At 61.4% G+C, this 23,558-nt stretch carries 22 protein-coding genes; 17 read left to right on the top strand and 5 right to left on the bottom strand.

From position 1 onward, the window contains the following. Positions 1-115: 115 nt before the first annotated feature. From ACZ5FP_RS20710 to ACZ5FP_RS20680, 7 genes are read left to right on the top strand one after another with little or no spacing between them, the layout of a single operon-like run. Positions 116-2,413, top strand: a complete 2,298-nt coding sequence (locus tag ACZ5FP_RS20710; protein ID WP_464664375.1) for a bifunctional salicylyl-CoA 5-hydroxylase/oxidoreductase — start codon at positions 116-118, stop codon at positions 2,411-2,413. Beyond that, the gene (locus ACZ5FP_RS20705) at positions 2,414-3,178 is read left to right on the top strand and encodes an SDR family NAD(P)-dependent oxidoreductase (protein WP_464664374.1); all 765 of its coding nucleotides are present in this window, start codon (positions 2,414-2,416) and stop codon (positions 3,176-3,178) included. It begins immediately after the preceding gene. After that, positions 3,175-3,678 (top strand): MarR family winged helix-turn-helix transcriptional regulator, encoded by a 504-nt coding sequence (locus ACZ5FP_RS20700; RefSeq protein ID WP_463013472.1) that lies wholly within the window; start codon positions 3,175-3,177, stop codon positions 3,676-3,678. The genes ACZ5FP_RS20705 and ACZ5FP_RS20700 overlap by 4 nt, the downstream gene beginning before the upstream one ends. Then, positions 3,671-4,483: an enoyl-CoA hydratase family protein gene (locus ACZ5FP_RS20695; protein ID WP_464664373.1), complete on the top strand. Its 813-nt coding sequence runs from the start codon at positions 3,671-3,673 to the stop codon at positions 4,481-4,483. The genes ACZ5FP_RS20700 and ACZ5FP_RS20695 overlap by 8 nt, the downstream gene beginning before the upstream one ends. Position 4,484: 1 nt before the next feature. Then, on the top strand, positions 4,485-5,639 hold the full coding sequence (locus ACZ5FP_RS20690) for an acyl-CoA dehydrogenase family protein (protein WP_464664372.1): 1,155 nt from the start codon (positions 4,485-4,487) through the stop codon (positions 5,637-5,639). Positions 5,640-5,644: 5 nt separating this feature from the next. Then, a complete protein-coding gene (locus ACZ5FP_RS20685; protein ID WP_464664370.1) occupies positions 5,645-7,270 on the top strand; it encodes an AMP-binding protein in 1,626 nt (541 codons plus the stop codon). A 29-nt stretch (positions 7,271-7,299) separates the two neighbouring features. Beyond that, a complete protein-coding gene (locus tag ACZ5FP_RS20680) occupies positions 7,300-7,698 on the top strand; it encodes a RidA family protein (RefSeq protein ID WP_464664368.1) in 399 nt (132 codons plus the stop codon). Positions 7,699-7,721: 23 nt separating this feature from the next. On the opposite strand, the gene ACZ5FP_RS20675 is transcribed toward ACZ5FP_RS20680, so the two are convergent. From ACZ5FP_RS20675 to ACZ5FP_RS20655, 5 genes are read right to left on the bottom strand one after another with little or no spacing between them, the layout of a single operon-like run. Next, positions 7,722-8,222 (bottom strand): GAF domain-containing protein, encoded by a 501-nt coding sequence (locus ACZ5FP_RS20675; protein ID WP_464664366.1) that lies wholly within the window; start codon positions 8,220-8,222, stop codon positions 7,722-7,724. Between the two features lie 23 nt (positions 8,223-8,245). Beyond that, the gene (locus ACZ5FP_RS20670; RefSeq protein WP_464664364.1) at positions 8,246-8,986 is read right to left on the bottom strand and encodes an ABC transporter ATP-binding protein; all 741 of its coding nucleotides are present in this window, start codon (positions 8,984-8,986) and stop codon (positions 8,246-8,248) included. Then, positions 8,983-9,819: an ABC transporter ATP-binding protein gene (locus ACZ5FP_RS20665; RefSeq protein ID WP_464664362.1), complete on the bottom strand. Its 837-nt coding sequence runs from the start codon at positions 9,817-9,819 to the stop codon at positions 8,983-8,985. The genes ACZ5FP_RS20670 and ACZ5FP_RS20665 overlap by 4 nt, the downstream gene beginning before the upstream one ends. Continuing rightward, on the bottom strand, positions 9,816-10,721 hold the full coding sequence (locus ACZ5FP_RS20660) for an ABC transporter permease (RefSeq protein WP_464664360.1): 906 nt from the start codon (positions 10,719-10,721) through the stop codon (positions 9,816-9,818). The genes ACZ5FP_RS20665 and ACZ5FP_RS20660 overlap by 4 nt, the downstream gene beginning before the upstream one ends. 9 nt (positions 10,722-10,730) lie before the next feature. Then, positions 10,731-11,837: an ABC transporter permease gene (locus ACZ5FP_RS20655; protein ID WP_464664358.1), complete on the bottom strand. Its 1,107-nt coding sequence runs from the start codon at positions 11,835-11,837 to the stop codon at positions 10,731-10,733. A gap of 167 nt (positions 11,838-12,004) precedes the next feature. Here ACZ5FP_RS20655 and ACZ5FP_RS20650 point away from each other — a divergent pair, with 167 nt between their 5' ends. The 10 genes from ACZ5FP_RS20650 (at position 12,005) to nirD (ending at position 23,553) form a co-directional block, all read left to right on the top strand. Then, positions 12,005-12,586 (top strand): helix-turn-helix domain-containing protein, encoded by a 582-nt coding sequence (locus ACZ5FP_RS20650; protein ID WP_288193459.1) that lies wholly within the window; start codon positions 12,005-12,007, stop codon positions 12,584-12,586. A gap of 51 nt (positions 12,587-12,637) precedes the next feature. Continuing rightward, positions 12,638-14,227 (top strand): ABC transporter substrate-binding protein, encoded by a 1,590-nt coding sequence (locus tag ACZ5FP_RS20645; RefSeq protein WP_464664356.1) that lies wholly within the window; start codon positions 12,638-12,640, stop codon positions 14,225-14,227. 72 nt (positions 14,228-14,299) lie between these two features. Beyond that, positions 14,300-15,388 (top strand): M24 family metallopeptidase, encoded by a 1,089-nt coding sequence (locus ACZ5FP_RS20640; RefSeq protein ID WP_346305722.1) that lies wholly within the window; start codon positions 14,300-14,302, stop codon positions 15,386-15,388. Between the two features lie 112 nt (positions 15,389-15,500). Beyond that, positions 15,501-16,088 (top strand): ANTAR domain-containing response regulator, encoded by a 588-nt coding sequence (locus ACZ5FP_RS20635; protein ID WP_403184719.1) that lies wholly within the window; start codon positions 15,501-15,503, stop codon positions 16,086-16,088. A 30-nt stretch (positions 16,089-16,118) separates the two neighbouring features. Further along, positions 16,119-17,393, top strand: a complete 1,275-nt coding sequence (locus ACZ5FP_RS20630) for a CmpA/NrtA family ABC transporter substrate-binding protein (RefSeq protein WP_464664456.1) — start codon at positions 16,119-16,121, stop codon at positions 17,391-17,393. A gap of 348 nt (positions 17,394-17,741) precedes the next feature. Beyond that, positions 17,742-19,040 (top strand): CmpA/NrtA family ABC transporter substrate-binding protein, encoded by a 1,299-nt coding sequence (locus ACZ5FP_RS20625; RefSeq protein WP_464664353.1) that lies wholly within the window; start codon positions 17,742-17,744, stop codon positions 19,038-19,040. Positions 19,041-19,050: 10 nt separating this feature from the next. Beyond that, the gene (ntrB, locus tag ACZ5FP_RS20620; protein ID WP_464664351.1) at positions 19,051-19,941 is read left to right on the top strand and encodes a nitrate ABC transporter permease; all 891 of its coding nucleotides are present in this window, start codon (positions 19,051-19,053) and stop codon (positions 19,939-19,941) included. A gap of 13 nt (positions 19,942-19,954) precedes the next feature. After that, positions 19,955-20,752, top strand: coding sequence for an ABC transporter ATP-binding protein (locus ACZ5FP_RS20615; RefSeq protein WP_464664455.1), 798 nt, complete (start codon positions 19,955-19,957; stop codon positions 20,750-20,752). Between the two features lies 1 nt (position 20,753). Then, the gene (nirB, locus tag ACZ5FP_RS20610) at positions 20,754-23,219 is read left to right on the top strand and encodes a nitrite reductase large subunit NirB (RefSeq protein WP_464664350.1); all 2,466 of its coding nucleotides are present in this window, start codon (positions 20,754-20,756) and stop codon (positions 23,217-23,219) included. 4 nt (positions 23,220-23,223) lie between these two features. Continuing rightward, positions 23,224-23,553 carry a nitrite reductase small subunit NirD gene (gene nirD / locus ACZ5FP_RS20605; protein WP_464664454.1) on the top strand — a complete coding sequence of 110 codons (330 nt, stop codon included), beginning with the start codon at positions 23,224-23,226 and terminating at the stop codon, positions 23,551-23,553. Positions 23,554-23,558: the final 5 nt, after the last annotated feature.

The following is a 23,558-nucleotide window of genomic DNA, read 5'->3' as shown; positions in this document are numbered from 1 at the left end:
CTCTGCTTGACCTGACTATCCCTATAAATCGGAAATTATTCAAGCTTGAAATTTCATGCTTGAAATTATTTTGATGCGGTGACACGATAAGCAAGGTCAAACGGGAGTATGCCTGATGAAGATCGCCTGTCTTGGAGGAGGGCCCGCCGGTCTCTATTTCGCGATCAGCATGAAGCTGCGCGATCCCGGCCACGACATCACGGTGATCGAGCGCAACAGGGCCGATGACACGTTCGGCTGGGGCGTGGTGCTGTCAAGCGAAACCCTGTCCAATCTCGCCGCCAACGATCCCGTCAGTGCCGATGCGATCCGTGAGCATTTCGCCTATTGGGACGATATCGCCGTTCATTTCAAGCAGACCGAGACGGTGTCGACCGGCCACGGCTTTTGCGGCATCGGGCGCAAGACGCTGCTGATGCTGCTGCAGGAGCGGGCGCGCGAACTCGGCGTCAAGCTGCAGTTTGAAACACCTGTCGAAGACATCGCCGCCCTTGCCAAGGATTATGGTCTGGTCGTTGCCGCCGACGGGTTGAATTCCCGCGCCCGCTCGACCTTTGCCGCGCATTTCAAGCCGGAAATCGACACGCGCAAATGCAAGTTCGTCTGGCTTGGCACGCACCAGAAATTCGACAACGCCTTCACCTTCATTTTCGAGGAAACCGAGCACGGCTGGGTCTGGGCGCATGCCTACCAGTTCGATGCGGATACGGCGACCTTCATCGTCGAATGCAGCCAGCAGACCTGGGACAAGTTCGGCTTTGGCGCAATGAGCCAGCAGGAGTCGATTGCGGTCTGCGAGCGGATCTTCGCCAAATATCTTGGCGGCCATGCGCTGATGACCAATGCCAACCATATCCGCGGTTCCGCCTGGATCAGTTTCCCGCGGGTGCTGTGCGAAAAATGGTCCCACGACAATGTGGTCCTGCTCGGGGATGCGGCGGCGACCGCGCATTTCTCCATCGGTTCCGGCACCAAGCTGGCGCTGGAAAGCGCAATTGCGTTGGCTGGTTATCTGCATTCGGAAAAGTCCGTTGCGGACGCCTTTGCCAAATACGAGGACGAACGGCGGCTGCAGGTATTGCGCATGCAATCGGCGGCGCGCAATTCGCTCGAATGGTTCGAGGAGGTCGAGCGCTATTTCGATCTCGATCCGGTCCAGTTCAACTATTCGCTTCTGACCCGCTCGCAGCGCATCAGCCATGAAAACCTGCGGCTGCGTGACAGGGCGTGGCTGGGGAGCGCCGAAGCCTGGTTTCAGGAAAAGGCCGGGGCGAAGAGGGGGACGCAGCGCGCACCGATGTTTGCGCCGTTCAAACTGCGTGATCTGACCCTGAAGAACCGCATCGTGGTCTCGCCGATGGCGCAGTACAAAGCCGTCGACGGCACACCCACCGACTGGCATCTCGTCCACTATGGCGAGCGCGCCAAGGGCGGGGCGGGTCTGGTGACCATCGAGATGACCTGCGTCAGTCCGGAAGGGCGGATCACACCCGGCTGCACCGGCATGTATGCGCCGGAGCACGAAGCGGCATGGAAGCGGATTGTCGATTTCATCCATGCGGAGACCGGGGCGAAGGTCAGCTGCCAGCTTGGCCATTCCGGCGCGAAGGGCTCGACGCGCCTTGGCTGGGAGGGAACGGATGTGCCGCTGCCTGACGGCAACTGGCCGGTTCTGTCCGCCTCCGATCTGCCATGGTCAGCGGACAACCAGTCACCTACCGCCATGACCCGCGCCGATATGGACCGGGTGCGCGACCAGTTCGTTGCCTCGGCCGAAATGGCTGACCGGGCCGGGTTCGACATGCTGGAAATCCACGCGGCGCATGGCTATCTCCTGTCGTCGTTCATAACGCCGGTCATGAACAACCGCACCGACGCCTATGGCGGCTCCCTGGAAAACCGCATGCGCTATCCGCTTGAAATATTCCGTGCGGTGCGTCTCGTCTGGCCGTCGGGAAAGCCGATATCCATGCGCATTTCCGCCAATGACTGGGTGGGCGACAAGGGCATTACCCCGCAGGATGCCGTCGATATTGCGCGGATGCTGCAGGAGGCGGGTGTCGATATCTGCGACGTGTCGGCCGGGCAGACCTCGATAGACGCCAAGCCGGTGTATGGTCGCATGTTCCAGACGCCGTTCTCCGACCGCATCCGCAACGAGACGGGCATGGCAACCATGGCCGTCGGCAATATCTACGAGCCGGACCACGCCAATTCCATCCTGCTTGCCGGCCGTGCCGATCTGGTGTGCCTTGCACGCCCGCATCTCGCCGATCCCTACTGGACCCTGCATGCGGCCGTGGCGCTGGGTGACAAGGGCGTGGACTGGCCGAAACCCTATTATCCCGGCCGGGACCAGATGTACCGGCTGGCGGAGCGTGCCGAAGTCATTGCTCCCATCGAGGGCGCGTAGATGACACGGTCGCTGCAAGGCAAGGTCGCATTGGTCACCGGCGGTGGTTCCGGCGTTGGTGCTGCCATCGCGCTTGCCCTGGCGGGCGAGGGTGCAAAGGTGGTGATCGCGGGACGCCGGATGGATGCCTTGAATGAGATCGCGGCCCAGTCGGAACGCATTGTTCCCATCACCGCCGATGTCACGGATGAGGGCTCGTCCCGCCATCTGTTCGACCGCATCCGCAGCGACGTCGGTCCGCTCGACATCGCCATTGCCAATGCCGGGTCGGCTGCCAGCACGCCATTCCAGAAACTTGACCTTGCGACATGGCAAAGCCAGATCGATCTCAACCTGACCGGCGTGTTCCTGACCTTCCAGCAGGGACTGCCTGATATGCTGGCGAAAAATGACGGGCGGCTGATTGCCATTGCCTCGACGGCGGGCCTGAAAGGCTATCCCTATGTCTCAGCCTATGCCGCGGCCAAGCACGGCGTGATCGGGCTGGTGCAATCGCTGGCGCTGGAACTGGCGAAGTCCGGGGTGACAGTCAATGCCGTCTGTCCCGGCTTCACCGAAACGCCGATGCTTGAACGCGCCATCGAAACGATCATGCAGAAAACCGGCAAGAGCCATGCGGACGCCGTTGCAGCCCTCGTTGCATCCAATCCGCAGAAACGTCTGATCCAGCCTGCGGAGATCGCGCAGACGGTGCTCTGGCTGTGCGGCGCGCATTCCGGCTCCGTCACCGGGCAGGCCATATCCATTTCAGGAGGCGAAGTATGAGCAGCAAGACCAGCCCGTCCGCCGCCCGCAAAGCCGGGCCCGAGCAGGTGAAGCAGAGCCTGCGCGTCTGGCTGAAAATGCTCAAGGCGACCAAGCATGTCGAGGCGGTGGTGCGCGAAAACCTGCGGGTCGAGTTCGATACGACCCTGCCGCGTTTTGATGTCATGGCCGCGCTCTACCGGTTCGAGGAAGGGCTGAAAATGAGCGAGCTCTCCTCGGCGCTGCGGGTTTCCAACGGCAATGTCACCGGCATCATCGAGCGGCTCGTGTCGGATGGCGCGGTGCTGCGGGTGCCGGTTGCGGGTGACAAACGCGCCATGCTGGTCCGGCTGACACAGCGGGGCCGGGATGAGTTCGCACGGATGGCCGCCGCGCATGAGCTTTGGATCAACGAGATTTTCGGCAGCCTGCCGGTGGATGTGACAGCGGGGCTGCTCGCCACGCTGGATACGATTGAACATGCGCAGGGACTGCACAGCGAGGGGGAACACGATGCGTGAGATGGCACATTACACGGCGACCCATTTCAAATGGCATGTCACCGACGGCATCGCGGTCATCTCGCTTGACCGGCCGGAGCGCAAGAACCCGCTGACCTTCGACAGCTATGCCGAACTGCGCGACTGTTTTCGCGCGCTCGTCTATGCCGATGACATCAAGGCCGTGGTTTTCGGTTCCAATGGCGGCAATTTCTGCTCGGGCGGCGATGTGCACGACATCATCGGACCGCTTCTGAAGATGGACATGAAGAGCCTGCTGGAATTCACCCGCATGACGGGCGATCTGGTCAAGGCCATCATGCATTGCGGCAAGCCGGTTATCGCCGCCGTGGATGGCGTGTGCGTGGGGGCAGGCGCCATCATCGCCATGGCGTCCGATCTGCGTCTGGCGACACCGGCCGCCAAAACCGCCTTCCTGTTCACGCGCGTTGGGCTTGCCGGCTGCGATATGGGCGCCTGCGCCATCCTGCCACGGATCATCGGCCAGGGCCGCGCGGCCGAGCTGCTCTATACCGGGCGCAGCATGTCGGCCGAAGAGGGCGAGCGCTGGGGTTTTTACAACCGCATTGTCGATGCGGAAACGCTGGACGCTGAGGCACTGAAACTGGCAAGGCGTCTCGCCGAAGGCCCGACATTCGGCCATATGATGACCAAGACCATGCTGAACCAGGAATGGTCCATGTCGATCGATCAGGCCATCGAGGCCGAAGCGCAGGCGCAGGCGCTGTGCATGCAGACGCAGGATTTCCAGCGTGCCTATGATGCCTTCGTTGCGCATCAGACCCCCGTGTTCAAGGGCGACTGAGATGATGGATCGCAGCTTCCTGTCATGGCCCTTCTTCGACGATGTGCATCGCCGGCTCGCCGATGCGGTGGAGCTGTGGGCGACGGACAACACCGGCCACATCGACCACGAAAAGGTCGATGACGCCTGTCGAGGGCTGGTTGCCAGGCTTGGAGAGGCCGGTCTTCTCCAACACACGGCGGTTGATCCGACAGCCGGCGGCAAGCTTGACGTGCGCAGCCTTTGCATCATCCGCGAAACGCTGGCGCGGCATGACGGTCTGGCGGATTTCGCCTTTGCCATGCAGGGGCTCGGCACCGGCGCGCTTTCCCTGTTCGGGACCGATGCGCAGAAGCGGGAATGGCTGACGCGGACGCGGGCGGGCAAGGCGCTCTCCGCCTTCGCCCTCAGCGAACCGCAATCGGGATCCGACGTTGCCAATCTTGAACTGTCAGCCGTGCGCGATGGGGATGGATTTGTCCTCAATGGCGAAAAGACCTGGATTTCCAACGGCGGCATCGCCGATGTCTATACGGTGTTTGCCCGCACCGGCGAGGGGGAGGGTGCCAAGGGCATTTCTGCCTTCATCGTGCCCGCGGATACGCCGGGCCTGATCATTGCCGAACGGCTTGAAGTGATCGCCCCGCATCCGCTGGCGCGGCTGGTCTTTGACAATTGCCGCATACCGGCATCCGCTCTCATCGGTTCACCGGGACAGGGCTTCCGCATTGCCATGTCGGTGCTTGACGTGTTCCGCTCGACCGTGGCGGCGGCTGCACTGGGCTTTGCCCGCCGGGCGCTGGATGAAGCGGTCAACCGCGCCAATAGCCGCCATCTCTTCGGTGCACCCATGTCCGAGCTGCAGATGGTGCAGGGGCACATCGCCGACATGGCGCTCGATATCGATGCGGCGGCGCTGCTCGTCTACCGGGCGGCGTGGCTGAAGGACAGTGGCGCCGAACGGGTCAGCCGGGAAGCCGCGATGGCCAAACTCTATGCCACGGACCGCGCGCAGAGCGTGATCGACAAGGCGGTTCAGATTCACGGCGGCGATGGCGTGCGCAAAGGCAGCGTCGTCGAGCGCCTCTACCGGGAAATCAGGGCATTGCGCATCTATGAAGGTGCGTCGGACGTACAAAAAATAATCATCGCAAGGCATGAACTTGCAAGGGGATAGAGAGAATGTTGGGACCATCGGCGCATACGGATCACTTTACCCGGGATAATCTTCCTCCGCTCGAGGAATGGCCGGAACTGCTGATGGAGAATTTCCAGTATCCGGAATGGCTGAATGCCGCCGTGGAACTGACCGATGCGATGGTCGCCAAGGGCTTCGGCGACAATACGGCGCTGATCGGCAATGGCCGCCGCCGGACCTACAAGGAACTCACCGACTGGACCAACCGCATCGCCCATGCGCTGGTCGAAAATTACGGTGTCGAGCCGGGCAACCGTATTCTGATCCGCTCCTCCAACAATCCGGCCATGGTTGCCTGCTGGCTGGCGGCAACCAAGGTGGGCGCCGTCGTCGTCAATACCATGCCGATGCTGCGGGCCGGCGAACTCACCCAGATCGTCGACAAGGCGCAGATATCCCTGGCGCTGTGCGATACGCGGCTGCTCGAAGACATGGAGACCTGCGCCAAAACAAACAGGTTCCTGAAGCGTGTTGTCGGCTTTGACGGAACCGCCAATCACGAGGCGGAACTGGACCGGATCGCGCTCGACAAATCCGTGCGCTTCGAGGCGGTGAAGACCGGCCGCGACGATGTCGCGCTGCTCGGCTTCACGTCGGGCACCACGGGCGAGCCGAAGGCGACGATGCACTTTCACCGCGATCTTCTCATCATCGCCGACGGCTATGCGAAGGAAGTGCTTGATGTGCGTCCTGACGATGTATTCGTGGGCTCGCCGCCGCTTGCCTTCACCTTCGGTCTTGGCGGGCTGGCGATCTTCCCCCTGCGGTTCGGCGCGGCGGCAACCCTGCTGGAACAGGCGACACCGCCGAAAATGATCGACATCATCGAGACCTACAAGGCAACGATCAGCTTTACCGCACCGACCGCCTACCGGGTCATGCTGCAGGCGATGAACGAGGGTGCGGACCTTTCCTCGCTGCGCATCGCGGTTTCGGCGGGCGAGACGCTGCCTGCGCCGATCTACGAAGCCTGGATGCAGAAGACCGGCAAGCCGCTGCTCGACGGTATCGGCGCCACGGAAATGCTGCACATCTTCATCAGCAACCGGCTGGAGGATTCGGGGCCGGGCAAGACGGGCAAGCCCGTCAGCGGCTACCAGGCCATTATAGTCGACGAGGCGATGCGCGAAGTGCCGCGCGGCGAGATCGGCAGGCTGGCGGTGCGCGGGCCGATCGGCTGCCGCTATCTCGCCGACAAGCGCCAGAAGAATTATGTGCGCGACGGCTGGAACCTGACCGGCGACTCCTTCTTTCAGGACGCGGATGGCTATTTCCATTTTGCCGCGCGCTCGGACGACATGATCATCTCCGCCGGTTACAACATCGCCGGTCCCGAGGTGGAAGCGGCACTGCTCGCCCATCCCGACGTCAGCGAATGTGCGGTCATCGGCGCTCCCGATGCGGAGCGCGGCCAGATCGTGCAGGCGCATGTGGTGCTGCAGGCGGGTGTTGCGGCCAGCGAGGAAACGGCCAAGCGCTTGCAGGACCATGTCAAACAGGTCATAGCGCCGTACAAATATCCACGCTCGATCAAATTCCTCGATGCGCTGCCCAAGACGGCGACCGGGAAAATACAGCGCTTTCAATTGCGCAAGGCATATCAGCAATAACCCATTTAATAATCAGGCAGGAAACTCGAATGGCAGAGATCATACACCCGCAGGGCTGGCCGGCGGCAAAGGGATACTCCAACGGCATGGCAGCCGAGGGGAAGGTCATCTTTGTCGGCGGCCAGATCGGCTGGACCAAGGACCAGACATTCGAGACCGATGATTTCGTCGGGCAGGCCGAGCAGGCGATGCGCAACATTGTCGATATCCTGGCAAGCGCCGGTGCCGAGACAACCGATCTCGTGCGGCTGACCTGGTTCATCACCGACAAGAAGGTCTATGTCGCCGAACAGAAACGGCTGGGCGAAGCCTATCGCCGCGTTTTCGGCCGGCATTATCCGGCGATGACCCTGGTACAGGTCGTGGCCCTCCTGGAAGATCGCGCCTTGGTTGAAATCGAGGCGACAGCCGTCATTCCTGCCCGCTGATTGCGCGGGCAGGAGCGCACCGTCTAGGCGGCCTTGCTGGCCGCCAGAAACGCCAGCTTGGCCGGAATGGCCAGCAGTTTGGAGCGCTCGACCCGCTCCGGCGTGTAGTGGTGCTCGACATCGAGGCAATTGACCGTGCCGAGCAGCTCGCCCGCAATCACCACGGGAATGTTGATGACCGAGCCGCAGCCGAGCGCCCAGATCGTTTCATGGTCGGAAAACACCGTCGCGATATCGGCGATGGTGTTGGCAACGAAGGACTGCCTGTCCTTGTGCACGGTGTCGAACCAGCGGTCATAATGGATCGGCTTGGTGCCGGACACCGGATAGCTTTCGGCGTCGGATGTGTATTCACGGCGGGCGAGCTCGTTCTTCATGTCGACGGTCATGATGGTGAACAGCTTGGCGCCGATGATCTTTTGCGACAGCGTCTGCAATGCCTGCCACGGCGCTTGGGCATGGGTGCCCGCGGCAATGGCCGCGTCAAATTCGGCCAAAGCCGTTGCTACTTCATCCTGTGTCATTTTCATTTCCTTGGGGTCATTGTTCAACCGGCATGCGCGACGCTGATATCCATCAGTTCACGCGAATAGGTTTCCTGAAGCGCACCGCGCTTGAGGTCGGCCACAGCGGCGATCTCGACGATCCGCCCGTGGCGCATCACCGCCAGACGGTCGCAGAGAAACGACACGACGGGCAGGTTGTGGGTCACCATGAGGAAGGTGAGGTTCTGTTCGCGGCGCAGGCGCTTCAGAAGGTTGAGAATCTCGGCCTGCACCGAGACATCAAGCGCCGAGGTCGGCTCGTCCAAAAGCAGGAGCTTGGGTTCAAGCATCAGGGCGCGGGCGATGGCGACGCGCTGGCGCTGGCCGCCGGACAATTGATGGGGATAGCGGAAGCGGAATTTGCGGTCGAGCCCGACCGCAACCAGCATGTCCTCGACCCGGCCGTTCTGGTTGCCGATGCCGTGGATGGCCAGCGGTTCGCTCAGGATGGCATCGATGGTCTTGCGCGGATGCAGCGAACCGTAGGGGTCCTGGAACACCATCTGGCAATGCCGGGCGAAATGCTGGTCGATACCATGCGTGCGCGGCCGGCCGAAAGCGGTGATCGAGCCGGTCCATTGCGGTGCGAGACCGGCAACCGCCTTCAGCACCGTCGATTTGCCGGAGCCGCTTTCACCGACCAGCGCAAAGCTCTCGCCCTCCGCGATATCGAGGGTGATGCCGTGGGTGATCTGCGTCTCGCCATAGGAGATGTCGAGCTGTTTCAGAGAAAGCGCGGTCATTTGGCCACCCATGCGCTGCGGTCGAGAACAGGCAGCTCCTCACGCGTTTCATCGAGCCGCGGAATGGCGGCAATCAGCCCGCGCGTATAGGGATGCACGGCGTTGCGCAATTCGCCCGCCTGGCATTCCTCGACGATCTCGCCGGTGTTCATCACCAGTATGCGGTCGCAATAGCTGGAGACGAGGTTGAGGTCATGGCTGATGAAGATCAGGCCCATGCCTTTGCGTTTGACCTGCTCGTCGATGATATCGAGAACCTGTGCCTGCACCGAAACGTCGAGTGCCGAGGTCGGCTCGTCGGCAATCAGGAGATCGGGCGCGGGGATGAGCATCATGGCGATCATCACCCGCTGGCCCATGCCGCCGGAAATTTCGTGCGGGTAGAGGCTGGCGACGCGTTCGGGGTCATCGATACGCACCGCTTCGAGCATGGTGAGCACGCGCTGCCGGGTTTCCCGGCGGGGCAAACGCTGGTGGGTCTGCAGCGCTTCGGCAATCTGTTCGCCCACGGTCATGACGGGATTGAGCGAGAATTTCGGATCCTGCATCACCATGGAAATGCGGGCACCGCGAATACCGCGCATTGCCCTCTCTGACTGTTGCAGCAGGTCGATACCGTCGAAACGGAACCTGTCCGCATGGATCGTTCCCGGTGCGCGGATGAGTTTGAGGATGGCGCGCCCGGTCATCGATTTGCCCGAGCCACTTTCGCCGACGATCCCCAGCCGTTCGCGGCCAAGCGTCAAGGAGACACCGCGCACCACGTCGATGACGCCCTTGTGCGTGGGGAAGGAGACCCGCAGGTTTTCAATCTCAAGCAGGGGCGTACTCACCGCTGTTCTCCACTCTTGGGATCAAGGACATCGCGCAGGCCGTCGCCGAGAAAGCAGAAGCCGAGGCTGACAATGATGATGGCAAAGCCCGGCATGGTGGCGACCCACCACTGGTCGAGGATGAACGAGCGGCCGCGCGCAATCATGGCGCCCCATTCGGGCAGCGGAGGCTGCGCCCCGAGGCCGATGAAGCCGAGACCGGCGGCGGTCAGGATGATACCGGCCATGTCGAGCGTGACGCGTACGATCATCGAGGAGGTGCACAGCGGCAGCACGTGGCCGAGAATGACCCGCAGCGACGATGCGCCCTGCAGGCGGATGGCGGCAATGAACTCCGCATTCTTGAAGGTCAGTGTTTCCGCCCGGGCGATGCGGGCGTAGCCGGGCCATGAAGTGATGGCGATGGCGATGATGGCGTTCTCGATGCCGGGCCCCAATGTCGCGACGAGGGCCAGCGCCAGGATGAGTTTCGGCATGGACAGGAAAATATCGGTGACACCCATGAGGACGCGGTCAATCCATCCGCCGAAATATCCGGCGATGGCGCCGATGATCAATCCGGCGGGCGCTGCCAGCACCGCGACCAGCACGACGATCACAAGGGTGATGCGCGCGCCGTAGACGACGCGGGACCAGATATCCCGCCCCAGCTCGTCAGTGCCCATCCAGTTGCCGCTGCCGGGCGGCAGCAGGCGCTGTGCCAGATCCTGCTTCAGCGGATCATGGGTTGCGATCAGCGGCGCGAAGATCGCTGTGAGGATCAGCACCAGAATGATGATCGCGCCGACGGCTGCCAGCGGATTGCGCGACAGGGCGCCACATATCCGGTAGAGGCGGCCGAGCCGGGCCTGCAGGCGGGAGGCGGGGCTGTCATCAATCAGCCAGCTGTGGACGTTTGCCATCAGGAGCTCCTAACGCGCACGGGGATCGAGGACGCGGTAGAGCACGTCGGAAATCTTGTTGATGCCGATGAACACCGCGCCGATCACCAGCGTGGCACCGAGAACGGCGGACATGTCGGCATTGAGCAGCGCCACGGTGAGATAATTGCCGATGCCCGGCCAGGAGAAGATCGTCTCGATCATCACCGAGCCCTCCAGCAGGCCTGCATAGGAAAGGCCGATCACGGTGATCAGGGGAACCAGAATGGGACGGAAGGCATGGCGCCAGATGACCAGCCGCTCCGACACGCCCTTGACGCGCGCTGTCGTCACATATTCCTGTGACAGCTGGTCGAGTATGAAGGAGCGCGTCATGCGCGCGATATAGGCAAGGCTGAAGAAGCCGAGCACGGAGGCGGGCAAGGCCAGATGCCAGAGAGCATTGAAGAAGATATCGGTTTCGCCGGCAAGCAGGCTGTCGATCAGCACGATGCCGGTGACGGGGTCGACGAGGCCATCATAGAAGATGTCGAGGCGACCGGGTCCCGCGACCCATTTCAGGCGGGCATAGAAAACGGCAAGGCCGACAAGGCCGAGCCAGAAGGCAGGCACGGCATAGCCCAAAAGCCCGATCACCCGGATGACCTGATCAACGAGGCTGCCCCGACGGCTCGCCGCATAGACACCCATGGGAACGCCGAGCAGGACGCCGATGATGATGCCGAGCGTTGCCATTTCGAGTGTTGCGGGAAACACGCGCTTCAGGTCGTCGAGAACGAGTTTGCCTGTGGATACGGATGTGCCGAGATCGCCCGACAGGACCGAGCCGACATAACGGATGAACTGGATGGGCGCCGGCTGGTCGAGGCCCATCTGTATCCGCGCTGCTTCATAGACAGCACGCGGCGCCCGGTCGCCCACGACGGCCAGAACCGGATCGATGGGAACCACGCGGCCGATAAAGAAGGTGATTGCCAGAAGCCCGAGAAAGGTGATGAGCACGGAGACGGTGAACCCGGCGAGCCCAAGCAGCAGGCGGGCGCCACGGCTCCAGTGCAAGCCCGGCCGTCTGACCGGCTTGGCGGCAATATCTGCCACTGTTTCGGATTCGAATGCCAAACCCAGAGCCTTCCCCATTTTGGGCCATTGGGTTGGCCCATGTGTGTCGATTGTTCCCGTTGATCCCGGTCTGAAAGTCGGGGGGGGTGTAGTGACACTTTCCCTGACCTTGCCGAAGATTCTGCTTGGACCATACAAAAATTTTTGCTTAGATCAAAGAAATTTTACTGGGATTGGAATCGCCCATGACGTCCGAACTTCGCAACGCTGCGCCACAGCCCAAGGTCGGGGCCATGATCCGGGCACGCCGGCGGCAACTGCAGCTGACATTGCAGGAAATCTGCGACGCTGCGGGTATTTCGGTCGGCTATCTCAGCCAGGTCGAGCGCGATCATGCCACACCATCGCTGGGAACGCTTGCACAGATTGCACGCAGTCTCGACGTCGGGGTGGATTATTTCATTGCCACGCCCACGGCGGAAGATGCGCTGACGCGCCAGGGCGAGCGGCAGAAGTTTTCGGTCGACGGTTCCTCCATTGTCTACGAGCAGATCGCTGCGGATTTTGCCGGGAACGTCCTCTCGTCCGTCATCATGCACATACCAGCGGGTTATCGTTCCGAAACGGTCAGCCACGAAGGCGAAGAAATCCTCTACGTGCTGGAGGGTGCCATCACCCACAGGCTCGATGACGAGGAAGTGGTGATCTCGGCGGGCGACAGCCTGCATTTTCGCGGCAACCGGCCCCATGCCTGGTGGAATGACACCGACAGAACGGCGCGGGTTCTGTGGACTGGGACATTGCCCGTGTTCCGGCCCCGGCTCTAAAACCTACAACAAAAAACCCAACAACAAGAACAATCCAGAGGAGAATGAAGAATGAAACTGTTCAAGGCGGCACTGCTGGCCGCTTCCATGATCGTATCGGCAGCCCCGCTTGCCCATGCGGCAACGCCGGGCAATGCGCTTGTCGTGGCCCAGAATATCGATGACATCGTCAGCATCGATCCGGCCGAAGCCTATGAGTTCACCTCGGGCGAATATGTGACCCAGACCTATGACCGTCTGGTGCAGTATGATGCGCCCGATGTGAAGACGCTGGCGCCAGGTCTGGCGACGGCGTGGACGGCAGATGATGCCGCCAGGACCATCACCTTCGCCCTGCGGGACGGGGTGAAATTCACATCCGGCAACCCGCTGCGTGCGGAAGACGTGGTCTATTCCTGGAAGCGCGTCATTGCGCTGAACAAGGCACCCGCCTTCATCCTGGCACAGCTGGGCTGGACCCCTGCAAACTATGACAAGATGGTCACGGCTTCGGGCAATAAGATCGTCGTCAAATATGATGGCGATTTCTCGTCCGCCTTTGTGCTCAACGTTCTTGCCGCCCGCCCGGCCTCGATCATCGATGCCGTGACGGTACAGGGCCACGAAGCCAATGGCGACATGGGCAATGCCTGGCTCAAGGCGAATTCCGCCGGGACAGGCCCCTTCGTCCTGAAGGCTTTCCGTCCGGCCGAGATCATCAACCTTGCCGGTAATCCCAACTATTTCGGTGGCGCACCGGCAATGAAGTCGGTCATCATCCGCCATGTGGCGGAAGCCGCGACGCAGCAATTGCTGCTTGAATCCGGCGATGTGGACATTGCCAAGAACCTGACACCGGATCAGGTCGCCAGCCTTTCGACCAAGGGCACGGTCAATGTGGAAACCTATCCGCAGGCCGCCGTGCATTTCCTCAGCCTGAACCAGAAGGACGAGGCGCTGACCAATCCGGCCATCTGGGAGGCCGCACGTTATCTCGTCAACTACAAGGGCATGACGGACTCGTTCCTCAAGGGGCAGATGCAGGTGCATCAGGCATTCTGGCCCGCGGGTTTCCCCGGATCGCTCGATGAGACGCCCTACACCTATGATCCGGCCAAGGCGAAGAAGATCCTTGCCGATGCCGGCGTAAAAACCCCGATCAAGGTGACGCTCGACGTGATCAACTCGACGCCGTTTACCGACATGGCGCAGTCGCTGCAGGCGGGCTTTGCCGAAGCGGGGATCAACTTCAACATCATTCCGGGGACGGGCAGCCAGGTCATCACCAAATACCGTGCCCGCACCCACGAAGCCATGCTGCTCTATTGGGGTCCGGATTTCATGGATCCGGATTCGAACGCCAAGGCATTTGCCTTCAACGAGGACAATTCGGACGGCAATTACCAGTCGACCACCACGTGGCGCAATGGCTGGGCGGTGCCTGCCGAACTCAATGCTAAAACGAAGGCGGCGCGTGCTGAGGCGGACCAGTCCAAGCGCAATCAGATGTATGTCGACCTGCAGAAGCAGGTGCAGGCGAAATCACCGATCATCGTCATGTTCCAGGCGGCCACACAGGTTGCGCTCGCCAAGACTGTTTCGGGCTATGTGAACGGTGCAACATCGGACTTCGTCTTCTACCGCCTCGTGAAGAAGAACTGACCAGAAACTTTAAAGGCCGTCCGGATCGTCGGACGGCCTTGCCACGGCATCCATAACAACGGGAATAGTAAAATGTCTGAACTTCGGATGGCGCGCCTGCGGGAGCGCATGGCTGAAACCGGAACCGATCTTGTCGTCGTCGGTCCGTCCTCGCACATGGTCTGGCTTGCCGGGCTCTCGCCCCATGGCGACGAGCGGCCGGTCATGCTGTTTGTCGGAAGGGATCACGCCGGGATACTGATGCCGGCGCTCAATGCCGACAGCTCGCGCCAGCATACCGACCTGCCGTTCTATCCATGGACGGACGGCGAGGGCCCCGATGCGGCGCTGGCCGCTGTTTTGAAAGACGTCGTCGGGACAAAACAGGATATCAGGATCGCGCTCGATGAAACGATGCGGGCGGATTTCGCCCTGCTGGTGATCGATGCATTGCCGGGTGCCAGGCGCACCTTCCTCAACGACACCGTCGGCTATCTGCGCGCCCGCAAGGACGAGGCGGAATATGCCGCGCTCAAGGCCAATGCGCTCATCAATGACGGCGCGATGCGTGCGGCTTTTGCCGCGTTGAAGCCCGGCGTGACCGAGCTCGAGATTGCCGGTGTTGTCCGGGACTACTACAAGGCAAACAATGCGAAGCCGGAATTCACCAGCGTCTGTTTCGGTGAAAATGGCGCATACCCGCACCATCACACCGGCGAGCGCGTACTGAAGGCCAATGAAGCGGTGCTGATCGACATTGGCGGTCGCAGTGACGGCTATCCCAGCGACATGACCCGCGTTGCCGTCTGCGGTGAAACGCCCGCGGATTTCGACAAGGTGCACGCGGTTCTCGATGCTGCCGTCAAGGCGGCGCTGGCTGCGGCCAAACCGGGGGTTGCCGCCAAGGAAGTCGACAAGGCGGCACGCGATGTCATCACCCAGGCGGGTTACGGTGAATATTTCCTGCACCGCACCGGCCATGGCATGGGCATCGACATCCACGAGCCGCCCTATATCACCGCGACTTCCGAGGCCATTCTCGAGGACGGGCATGTGTTCTCGATCGAGCCGGGCATTTACCTCAGCGGCAAATTCGGCGTCCGCCTCGAGGAGATCGTCATCATGCGCGGCAACAGGGCGGAAGTGCTGTCCGAACTGCCGCGGGCTGCCTTCAAGGCCTGATCCATTGCGCAAAAGGCGGCCGTTTTGGGTGCGAAGCGGCCGCCCGCACTACTTTTGTTGATGTGCGCTAATGTAGCATTGCACAATTTGAGGGCATGCGCAAAATTAAGGCATGTCTACACCGCTATCGATCATGGTCTTCGACGAAAACCGTATCCGCGCTTCCATTATCGAAGAGGGATTGCGGGAGGCCGGCCATGATCGCGTCGTTGTTTTGCACGACATCGTCGGGCTTGCCCGGCAGATCGAGCGGATCGCGCCCGATGTCATCGTCATCGATATCGAAACCCCCAATCGCGACATGCTGGAGCATCTGTTCCAGCTCAGCCGTTCCGTGCGCAAGCCGATCGCCATGTTTGTCGACAGCTCCGATACTGCGTCGATCGAGGCGGCGGTGGATGCCGGTGTGTCCGCCTATGTGGTCGACGGCCTGAAGAAGGAGCGCGTCAAGCCCATTCTCGACATGGCGGTCAGCCGCTTCAAGGCTTTCAGCCGGCTGCAGCAGGAACTGGCGGAGGCAAAAAGCGCCCTGGAAGAGCGCAAGGTCGTTGAGCGCGCCAAGGGCATTTTGATGAAATCGCGCACAATATCGGAAGACGAGGCTTATGCGCTGCTGCGGCAGGCCGCCATGAACGAGAAGAAGAAGCTTGCCGATATTGCACAGAGTGTCGTCATGGCGGCTGCCATGCTCGGAAGCTAGAAAGAGAGGTTGGCCGTGAGTTTTATCCGGATGGACAATGGCCAGGGCATGGGCGGCGGCCTCGCGGCGCCGGCAGCGGTCCGCCGTGACGGCGTCTCCGTCATTCGCGCCGGCTTCATTCCGCTTGTCGATGCTTCGGTTCTCATCGCGGCGGCTGAATTCGGATTTGCCGCGCGCGAAGGCATTCAACTTGAACTTGTGAAAGACGTGTCCTGGGCCAATATCCGGGATCGGCTGGCTTTCCGGCAGTTTGATATCGCGCACATGCTGGCGCCCATGCCGGTCGCCTCCGCCCTGGGGCTCGGTTCCAATCCGTCAGCGGTCATCACGCCGTTCACGCTGGGGCGGGGAGGCAATGCCGTCACCCTGTCGGTGAAGCTGTATCGCCGCATGCAGGCGCTGGCGGATCTGGCCGGAGACGAGGGCGCGCTTGCCAATGCCGAAGCCCTCAAGTGCGTGATTGACGACATAAAGGTTCGCGGCGAGCCGTTGCCGGTGCTTGGCACGACCTATCCGTTTTCATCGCACAATTATGAGCTGCGCTATTGGCTGGCGGCCGGCGGCATCCATCCGGACCGCGACGTCAAACTGGTGGTCGTGCCGCCGCCCATGACATCCGATGCCCTGTCGGCGGGGGCCATCGACGGCTTCTGCGTGGGTGCGCCGTGGAACATGGTGGCCGTCGCCCGCGAAGTCGGACGGATCGTTGCGGTCAAGGAGGATATCTGGCCGTCCAGTCCCGAGAAGGTCATCGGCGTGCGGCCGGAATGGGCGGAGACCAATCCTGAAGCATTGGCGAGGCTGATCGTCGCGCTGGATCGCGCCGCCGCATGGTGCGATGTGCCGGACAATCGACGCGTACTTGCCGAGCTATTGGCCGAGCCGCGTTATATCGATGCGCCGGAGGACATCCTGCACCGGGTTCTCATGGGCAGGTTCACCACCGATCCCGACGGGCACGAGCGGACGGTCTCCGACTACTTCACCTTCCATCGGGATGGCGCGAATTTTCCGTGGATCAGCCAGGCGCAGTGGATATTCAGCCAGATGGTGCGGTGGGGGCAGGTTGATCACTCCAAGGAAAAGCAGGAAAAGGTTGCGACCGCTTTCCGTCCCGATCTCTACCGCCATGCGCTGGGACCCCGCGCCGACATACCGTCGGCGGATGTGCGCGTGGAGGGCGGTCAGCGCCAGGACGGGTTCATCGATGGGGCTGTCTTCGATCCCCAGGACATTCCCGCCTATCTCAAGGGCTTCAATGTCCACAATCTTGAAAACCCCGTTGCAACCCGGGACGAGGCCTGATGGGCAGAATTTGTGCTCTGCACAATAAATGAGCGGGTTTGGTGGCCGTTCTGCCCATTTCGCCTGCGCCGCTCTTCGACTGCCGTCGGTGAAAAATAGATGAACTATAAAAATATATATCAATTACAATAGCTTATAAATATAATTTCCGGTTGGCACGCTTATTGCTTTTATAAAACCGTTCCGTCAACGAAGACAGGAACCGCGAGCATCGCCATCGGATGCTTTCAAAGACACAGACGTCGCTTGGGCGAGTTCATTCACCGGATCGGGTGAATGCACTTCATCCGGCGGCGTTTTTTTATGGCTCAAGCTGCACCAGAAGCAGCGCTGCGAAGGGGAATTGCGATGAAGGTGATTTTGCCGACAGGCTTGACAAGACGAACGCTTTTGCGGGCAGGCGGCACGCTGGCGCTGCTGGCGGCGGCAAAAGCTGCGCTTCCCGGCGGCGCCCATGCGGCCGCTGCCGGACCCGAGACCACCAAGGCGACGCTCGGTTTCATTGCACTGACGGATGCATCGCCGCTGATCGTTGCCAAGGAAAGAGGCCTTTTTGCCAAACACGGCATGCCCGATGTCGAGGTGGTCAAGCAGGCATCGTGGGGCACGACGCGGGACAATCTGGTGCTCGGCTCGGCAGGCAATGGCATTGACGGCGCGCATATCCTGACGCCGATGCCGTATCTCATCAGCACAGGCAAGGTCACCCAGAACAATCAGCCCCTGCCGATGGTCATCCTTGCGCGCCTCAATCTGGATGCGCAGGGTATTTCGGTTGGTTCGGCCTATGCCGGTCTGAAGGCCGGGGTCAACTCAGGTGTCCTCAGGGAAGCCTTTGCCAAGAAGAAGGCGGAAGGCACTGCGGCAAAGGCCGCGATGACCTTCCCCGGCGGCACGCACGATCTGTGGATCCGCTATTGGCTGGCCGCCGGCGGGATCGACCCGGACAAGGACGTTGAAACCATTGTGGTTCCACCGCCGCAGATGGTTGCCAACATGAAGGTCGGCACCATGGACTGCTTCTGTGTCGGCGAACCGTGGAATGCGCAGCTTGTCAATCAGGGCATCGGCTATACCGCGGTCAACACAGCTGAAATCTGGGCCAAGCATCCGGAAAAGTCCTTCGCCATGCGGGCGGACTGGGTGGAGAAAAACCCCAATGCCACCAAGGCCCTGCTGATGGCGGTGATGGAGGCGCAGCAATGGGCTGATGATCTCGCCAACAAGGACGAACTGGCGACCATGGTCGGCAAGCGCGCGTGGTTCAATGTGCCCGCAAGCGATATCGCCGGGCGCTTGAAGGGCGACTATGACTATGGTTCGGGACGCGTCGAGACAGCCAGCCCGCATCTGATGAAGTTCTGGCGCGATCACACATCCTATCCCTTCCAGAGCCACGAAAAATGGTTCCTGACCGAGAATATCCGCTGGGGCAAATTTGCACCGGACACCGATATTTCAGCGCTGGTCGGCAAGGTAAACCGCGAGGATATCTGGCGCGACGCCGCCAGGGAGCTTGGCGTTGCTGCGGCCGACATTCCGGCGTCGACATCACGGGGTCCCGAAACCTTCTTCGATGGCAAGGTGTTCGATCCGGACGCCCCGCAAACCTATCTCGCCAGCCTTGAAATTAAACGTTTTGCGTAAGGAAACCGGCATGACAGCCAGCCCCGTTCCCATCCGTCCGACCGAAAAGCCACAGGCGGCCAAAATCATGACGCTTTCCCTCCCGCCGAAAACCGGTTCATCCCGCCGCCTGCCGCCATGGCTCACCTCGCTGGCGGCACACGTGGTACCGCCCATCATCACGCTGGTCTTCCTGCTGGTGCTGTGGGAAATCCTCTGTTCCTCACCGACGGCAAGCGTGCCGCCGCCCTCACGGGTGGTCTCGGAGACCTGGGAGCTGATCATCCATCCGTTCTATGCCGGACAGGGTGTCGATCAGGGGCTGTTCTGGCATATCCTTGCCAGCCTCCGGCGGGTCGCCATGGGCTATTGTCTCGCCGCTGTGGCGGGCATTGCGCTTGGCACCCTTGTCGGGCAGAGCGAATGGGCGATGCGCGGGCTCGATCCGATCTTTCAGGTGCTACGCACGGTGCCGCCGCTCGCCTGGCTGCCCCTGTCGCTGGCCGCGTTCAAGGACGGCAACCCTTCCGCGATCTTCGTGATTTTCATCACGGCCATCTGGCCGATCATCATCAATACCGCCGTCGGCATCAGGAACATTCCGCAGGACTACCAGAATGTCGCGCGGGTGCTGCGTCTCAACCAGTTCGAATATTTCACCAGGATCATGATCCCCGCCGCCGCGCCCTATATCTTCACGGGCCTGCGCATCGGCATCGGCCTGTCGTGGCTCGCCATCGTGGCCGCCGAGATGCTGATCGGCGGCGTCGGCATCGGGTTCTTCATCTGGGATGCGTGGAACTCGTCGCGCATCAGCGACATCATCCTGGCCCTGATCTATGTCGGCATTGTCGGCTACCTGCTCGACCGAGCCATCGCCTTCGTCGCCCGGACCGTCACCCGCAACGCCGCAAGCGCTTGAGGAAGCCATCATGATGTCGAAACCCTATCTCTCCCTCGAACAGATCGACATGGTGTTCAGCCGTGGCGGCGCCAGCACGCAGGTTCTCAATCAGGTCTCGCTGAGCGTCGACAAAGGCGAGTTCATCTCGATCATCGGCCATTCCGGCTGCGGGAAATCCACGCTGCTCAACATCGTCGCCGGACTGACGCAGGCGACGCGCGGCGTGGTGTTTCTGGAAGGCACTGTTGTCGACACACCGGGACCCGACCGCGCGGTGGTGTTCCAGAACCATTCGCTGCTGCCCTGGCTGACGGTCTATGAAAACGTCAAGCTGGCGGTCGACAAGGTCTTCTCATCCAGCAAAAGCCGGGCGGAACGGCATGAATGGACCATGCGCAATCTCGAACTGGTGCAAATGGTGCATGCGAGGGACAAGCGCCCGTCTGAAGTCTCCGGCGGCATGAAGCAGCGCGTCGGCATTGCCCGGGCGCTGGCCATGGAGCCCAAGGTGCTGCTGCTGGACGAGCCGTTCGGTGCGCTGGATGCGCTCACCCGTGCGCATCTGCAGGATCAGGTGATGCAGATCCATACGGAGCTTGCCAATACGGTCTTGATGATCACCCACGATGTCGATGAAGCCGTGTTGCTTTCCGACCGCATCGTCATGATGACCAATGGTCCTTCCGCCAGGATCGGCGAAATCCTCGATGTGCCGCTGGTTCGCCCGCGCCGCCGCATCGAGCTTGCCGCCGATGCCACCTATATCCGCTGTCGCTCATCCGTGCTGAAGTTCCTCTACGAACGGCACCGTCTTGTGGAGGCCGCGTAAGATGGAAACAACCGCGAAAAAACAGAAACTCGTTGTCATCGGCAATGGCATGGCGCCGGGCAGGGCGCTTGAACACCTCTTCGAGATGGCGCCCGATGCCTATGACGTGACCATTTTCAATGCCGAGCCGCGCGTCAACTATGACCGGATCATGCTGTCGCCGGTGCTGTCAGGCGAAAAGGAATTCGAGGAAATCATCATCCACGGCGATGGCTGGTACATCAAGCATGGCATCACGCTCTACAAGGGCCACAGGATCGTCGGGATCGACCGGGAGACCAGGACGGTCACCTCCGATGCCGGGACGACCGAAAGCTACGACAAGCTTTTGATCGCGACGGGTTCGGTCCCCTTCGTTCTGCCTGTTCCCGGCAACAACCTGCCGGGGGTCCTGACCTATCGCGATCTCGATGATGTGAATGCCATGCTGCTTGCCGCTCAGTCCCGGGCGAGGGCCGTGGTGATCGGCGGCGGGCTGCTCGGTCTTGAAGCGGCCGCCGGCCTGAAATCACGCGGCATGGATGTTACGGTTCTCCATATCATGCCGACGCTGATGGAGCGCCAGCTTGATCCCGCTGCGGGCTATCTGCTCGAACAGGCGGTGGAAGGGCGTGGCATCCGCGTGATGACCAAAGCGAGTACCAAGGAGATCATCGGTCAGAACAGGGTGGAAGGCGTTCTGCTTGCCGATGGCACGACATTGCCTGCCGATCTGGTGGTCATGGCGGCGGGTATCCGCCCCAACGCCCTGCTTGCGAAGGAGGCGGGCCTTGCAACCAATCGCGGCATCGTTGTCGACGCCGGCATGCGGACTTCCGATCCCGATATTTTCGCCATCGGCGAGTGCGCCGAGGTGGGCGGACAATGCTACGGGCTCGTCGCGCCGCTTTATGAAATGGCGCGGGTGGTATCAGCACAACTGGCGGATGATGCGGATGCAAAATTCGTGCACAGCGAGACGCCGACCAAACTGAAGGTCACAGGCATTAACCTGTTTTCCGTCGGCGATCTCGGCGAAGGCGACGACCGGCAGGAGATCGTCCTGCGGGATGCGGCTGCCGGTGTCTACAAGCGGCTGGTGCTGAAGGATGACCGCATCATCGGCACGGTGCTGTACGGCGAGACATCCGACGGCGCCTGGTTCCACGACCTGACCAAAAAACGCACCGATATTTCGGAGATGCGCGACACATTGATTTTCGGCCAGTCCTATCAGGGAGGGTCCCCGCTGGACCCTATGGCGGCCGTTGCAGCCTTGCCAGATGATGCGGAAATCTGCGGCTGCAACGGCATATGCAAGGGCAAGATCACCGGTGCCATATCCGGCAAGGGGCTGACCTCGCTGGACGATGTGCGGGCCCATACCAAGGCGTCCGCCTCCTGCGGCAGCTGCACCGGTCTGGTGGAACAGCTGCTGGCGCTGACACTCGGCGATTCCTACAATCCATCGGCTGTGACGCCCATGTGCAGTTGCACCGACCTTGGCCATGACGATGTCCGCCGGCTGATCAAGGCGAAGAAGCTGAAATCCATTCCGGCCGTGATGCAGGAGCTCGAATGGAAGACATCGTGCGGCTGCGCCAAGTGCCGTCCGGCTCTGAACTACTATCTCGTTGCCGATTGGCCGGATGAATATGCCGACGACTACCAGTCGCGCTTCATCAACGAACGGGTGCATGCCAATATCCAGAAGGACGGGACCTATTCCGTGGTGCCGCGCATGTGGGGCGGCGTCACCAACTCAAGGGAATTGCGGGCGATCGCCGATGTGGTCGACAAATTCGCCATTCCGGCTGTCAAGGTCACCGGCGGCCAGCGCATCGACATGCTGGGCGTCAAGAAGGAAGACCTGCCGGCCGTCTGGGCCGATCTCGGCAAGGCCGGGTTCGTCTCGGGACAGGCCTATGCCAAGGGTCTGCGCACGGTAAAAACCTGTGTCGGGACCGACTGGTGCCGCTTCGGCACGCAGGATTCGACCGGGCTCGGCATTCGCATCGAAAAGTTCATGTGGGGATCGTGGACGCCCGCCAAGGTCAAGATGGCGGTATCGGGCTGTCCGCGCAATTGCGCCGAAGCCACCTGCAAGGATGTCGGCATCATCTGCGTCGATTCCGGATATGAAATCCATTTCGCCGGGGCGGCGGGTCTCGACATCAAGGGGACGGAAGTTCTGGGGCTGGTCAAGACCGAGGACGAGGCGCTGGAACATGTGGTGGCGCTGACGCAGATGTACCGCGAACAGGGCCGCTATCTCGAGCGCATCTACAAATGGGCCAAACGCGTCGGCCTCGACGAAATCCGCCGCCAGATCATGCAGGACGCGGTGAAGCGCCGCGGCTATTTCGACCGGTTCGTCTTCAGCCAGACCTTTGCGCAGGTCGATCCGTGGTCCGAACGGGTTTCCGGCGTCGACAAGCATGAATTCCAGCCGATGGCCAAAATCGGCTACCAGCAGGCAGCGGAGTAGAATGATGAACTGGGTTGAGATTGGAACAATCAACGACATTCCGCGCCGGGGCGCCCGCTGCGTGAATACGCCCGAGGGCAGGATCGCGGTTTTCCGCACCATGGAAGACCAGATTTTTGCCATTGACGATCACTGTCCGCACAAGGGCGGGCCGCTCAGCCAGGGGATCGTCCATGGTGCCGCAGTGACCTGCCCCCTGCACAACTGGGTCATTTCGCTGGAGACGGGCAAGGCGCTTGGGGCAGACGAGGGCACTGTGAAAACCATCGCGATCCGGCTGGATGGTGACCGGATTCTGGCTGGACTTGAGCTTGCCGCCATGGCGGCGGAGTAGAGCGG

This window comes from Phyllobacterium sp. T2-21, from assembly GCF_055378485.1.
The sequence above is the reverse complement of the archived record's forward strand: the minus strand, read 5'-3'. Positions and strand labels throughout refer to the sequence as shown.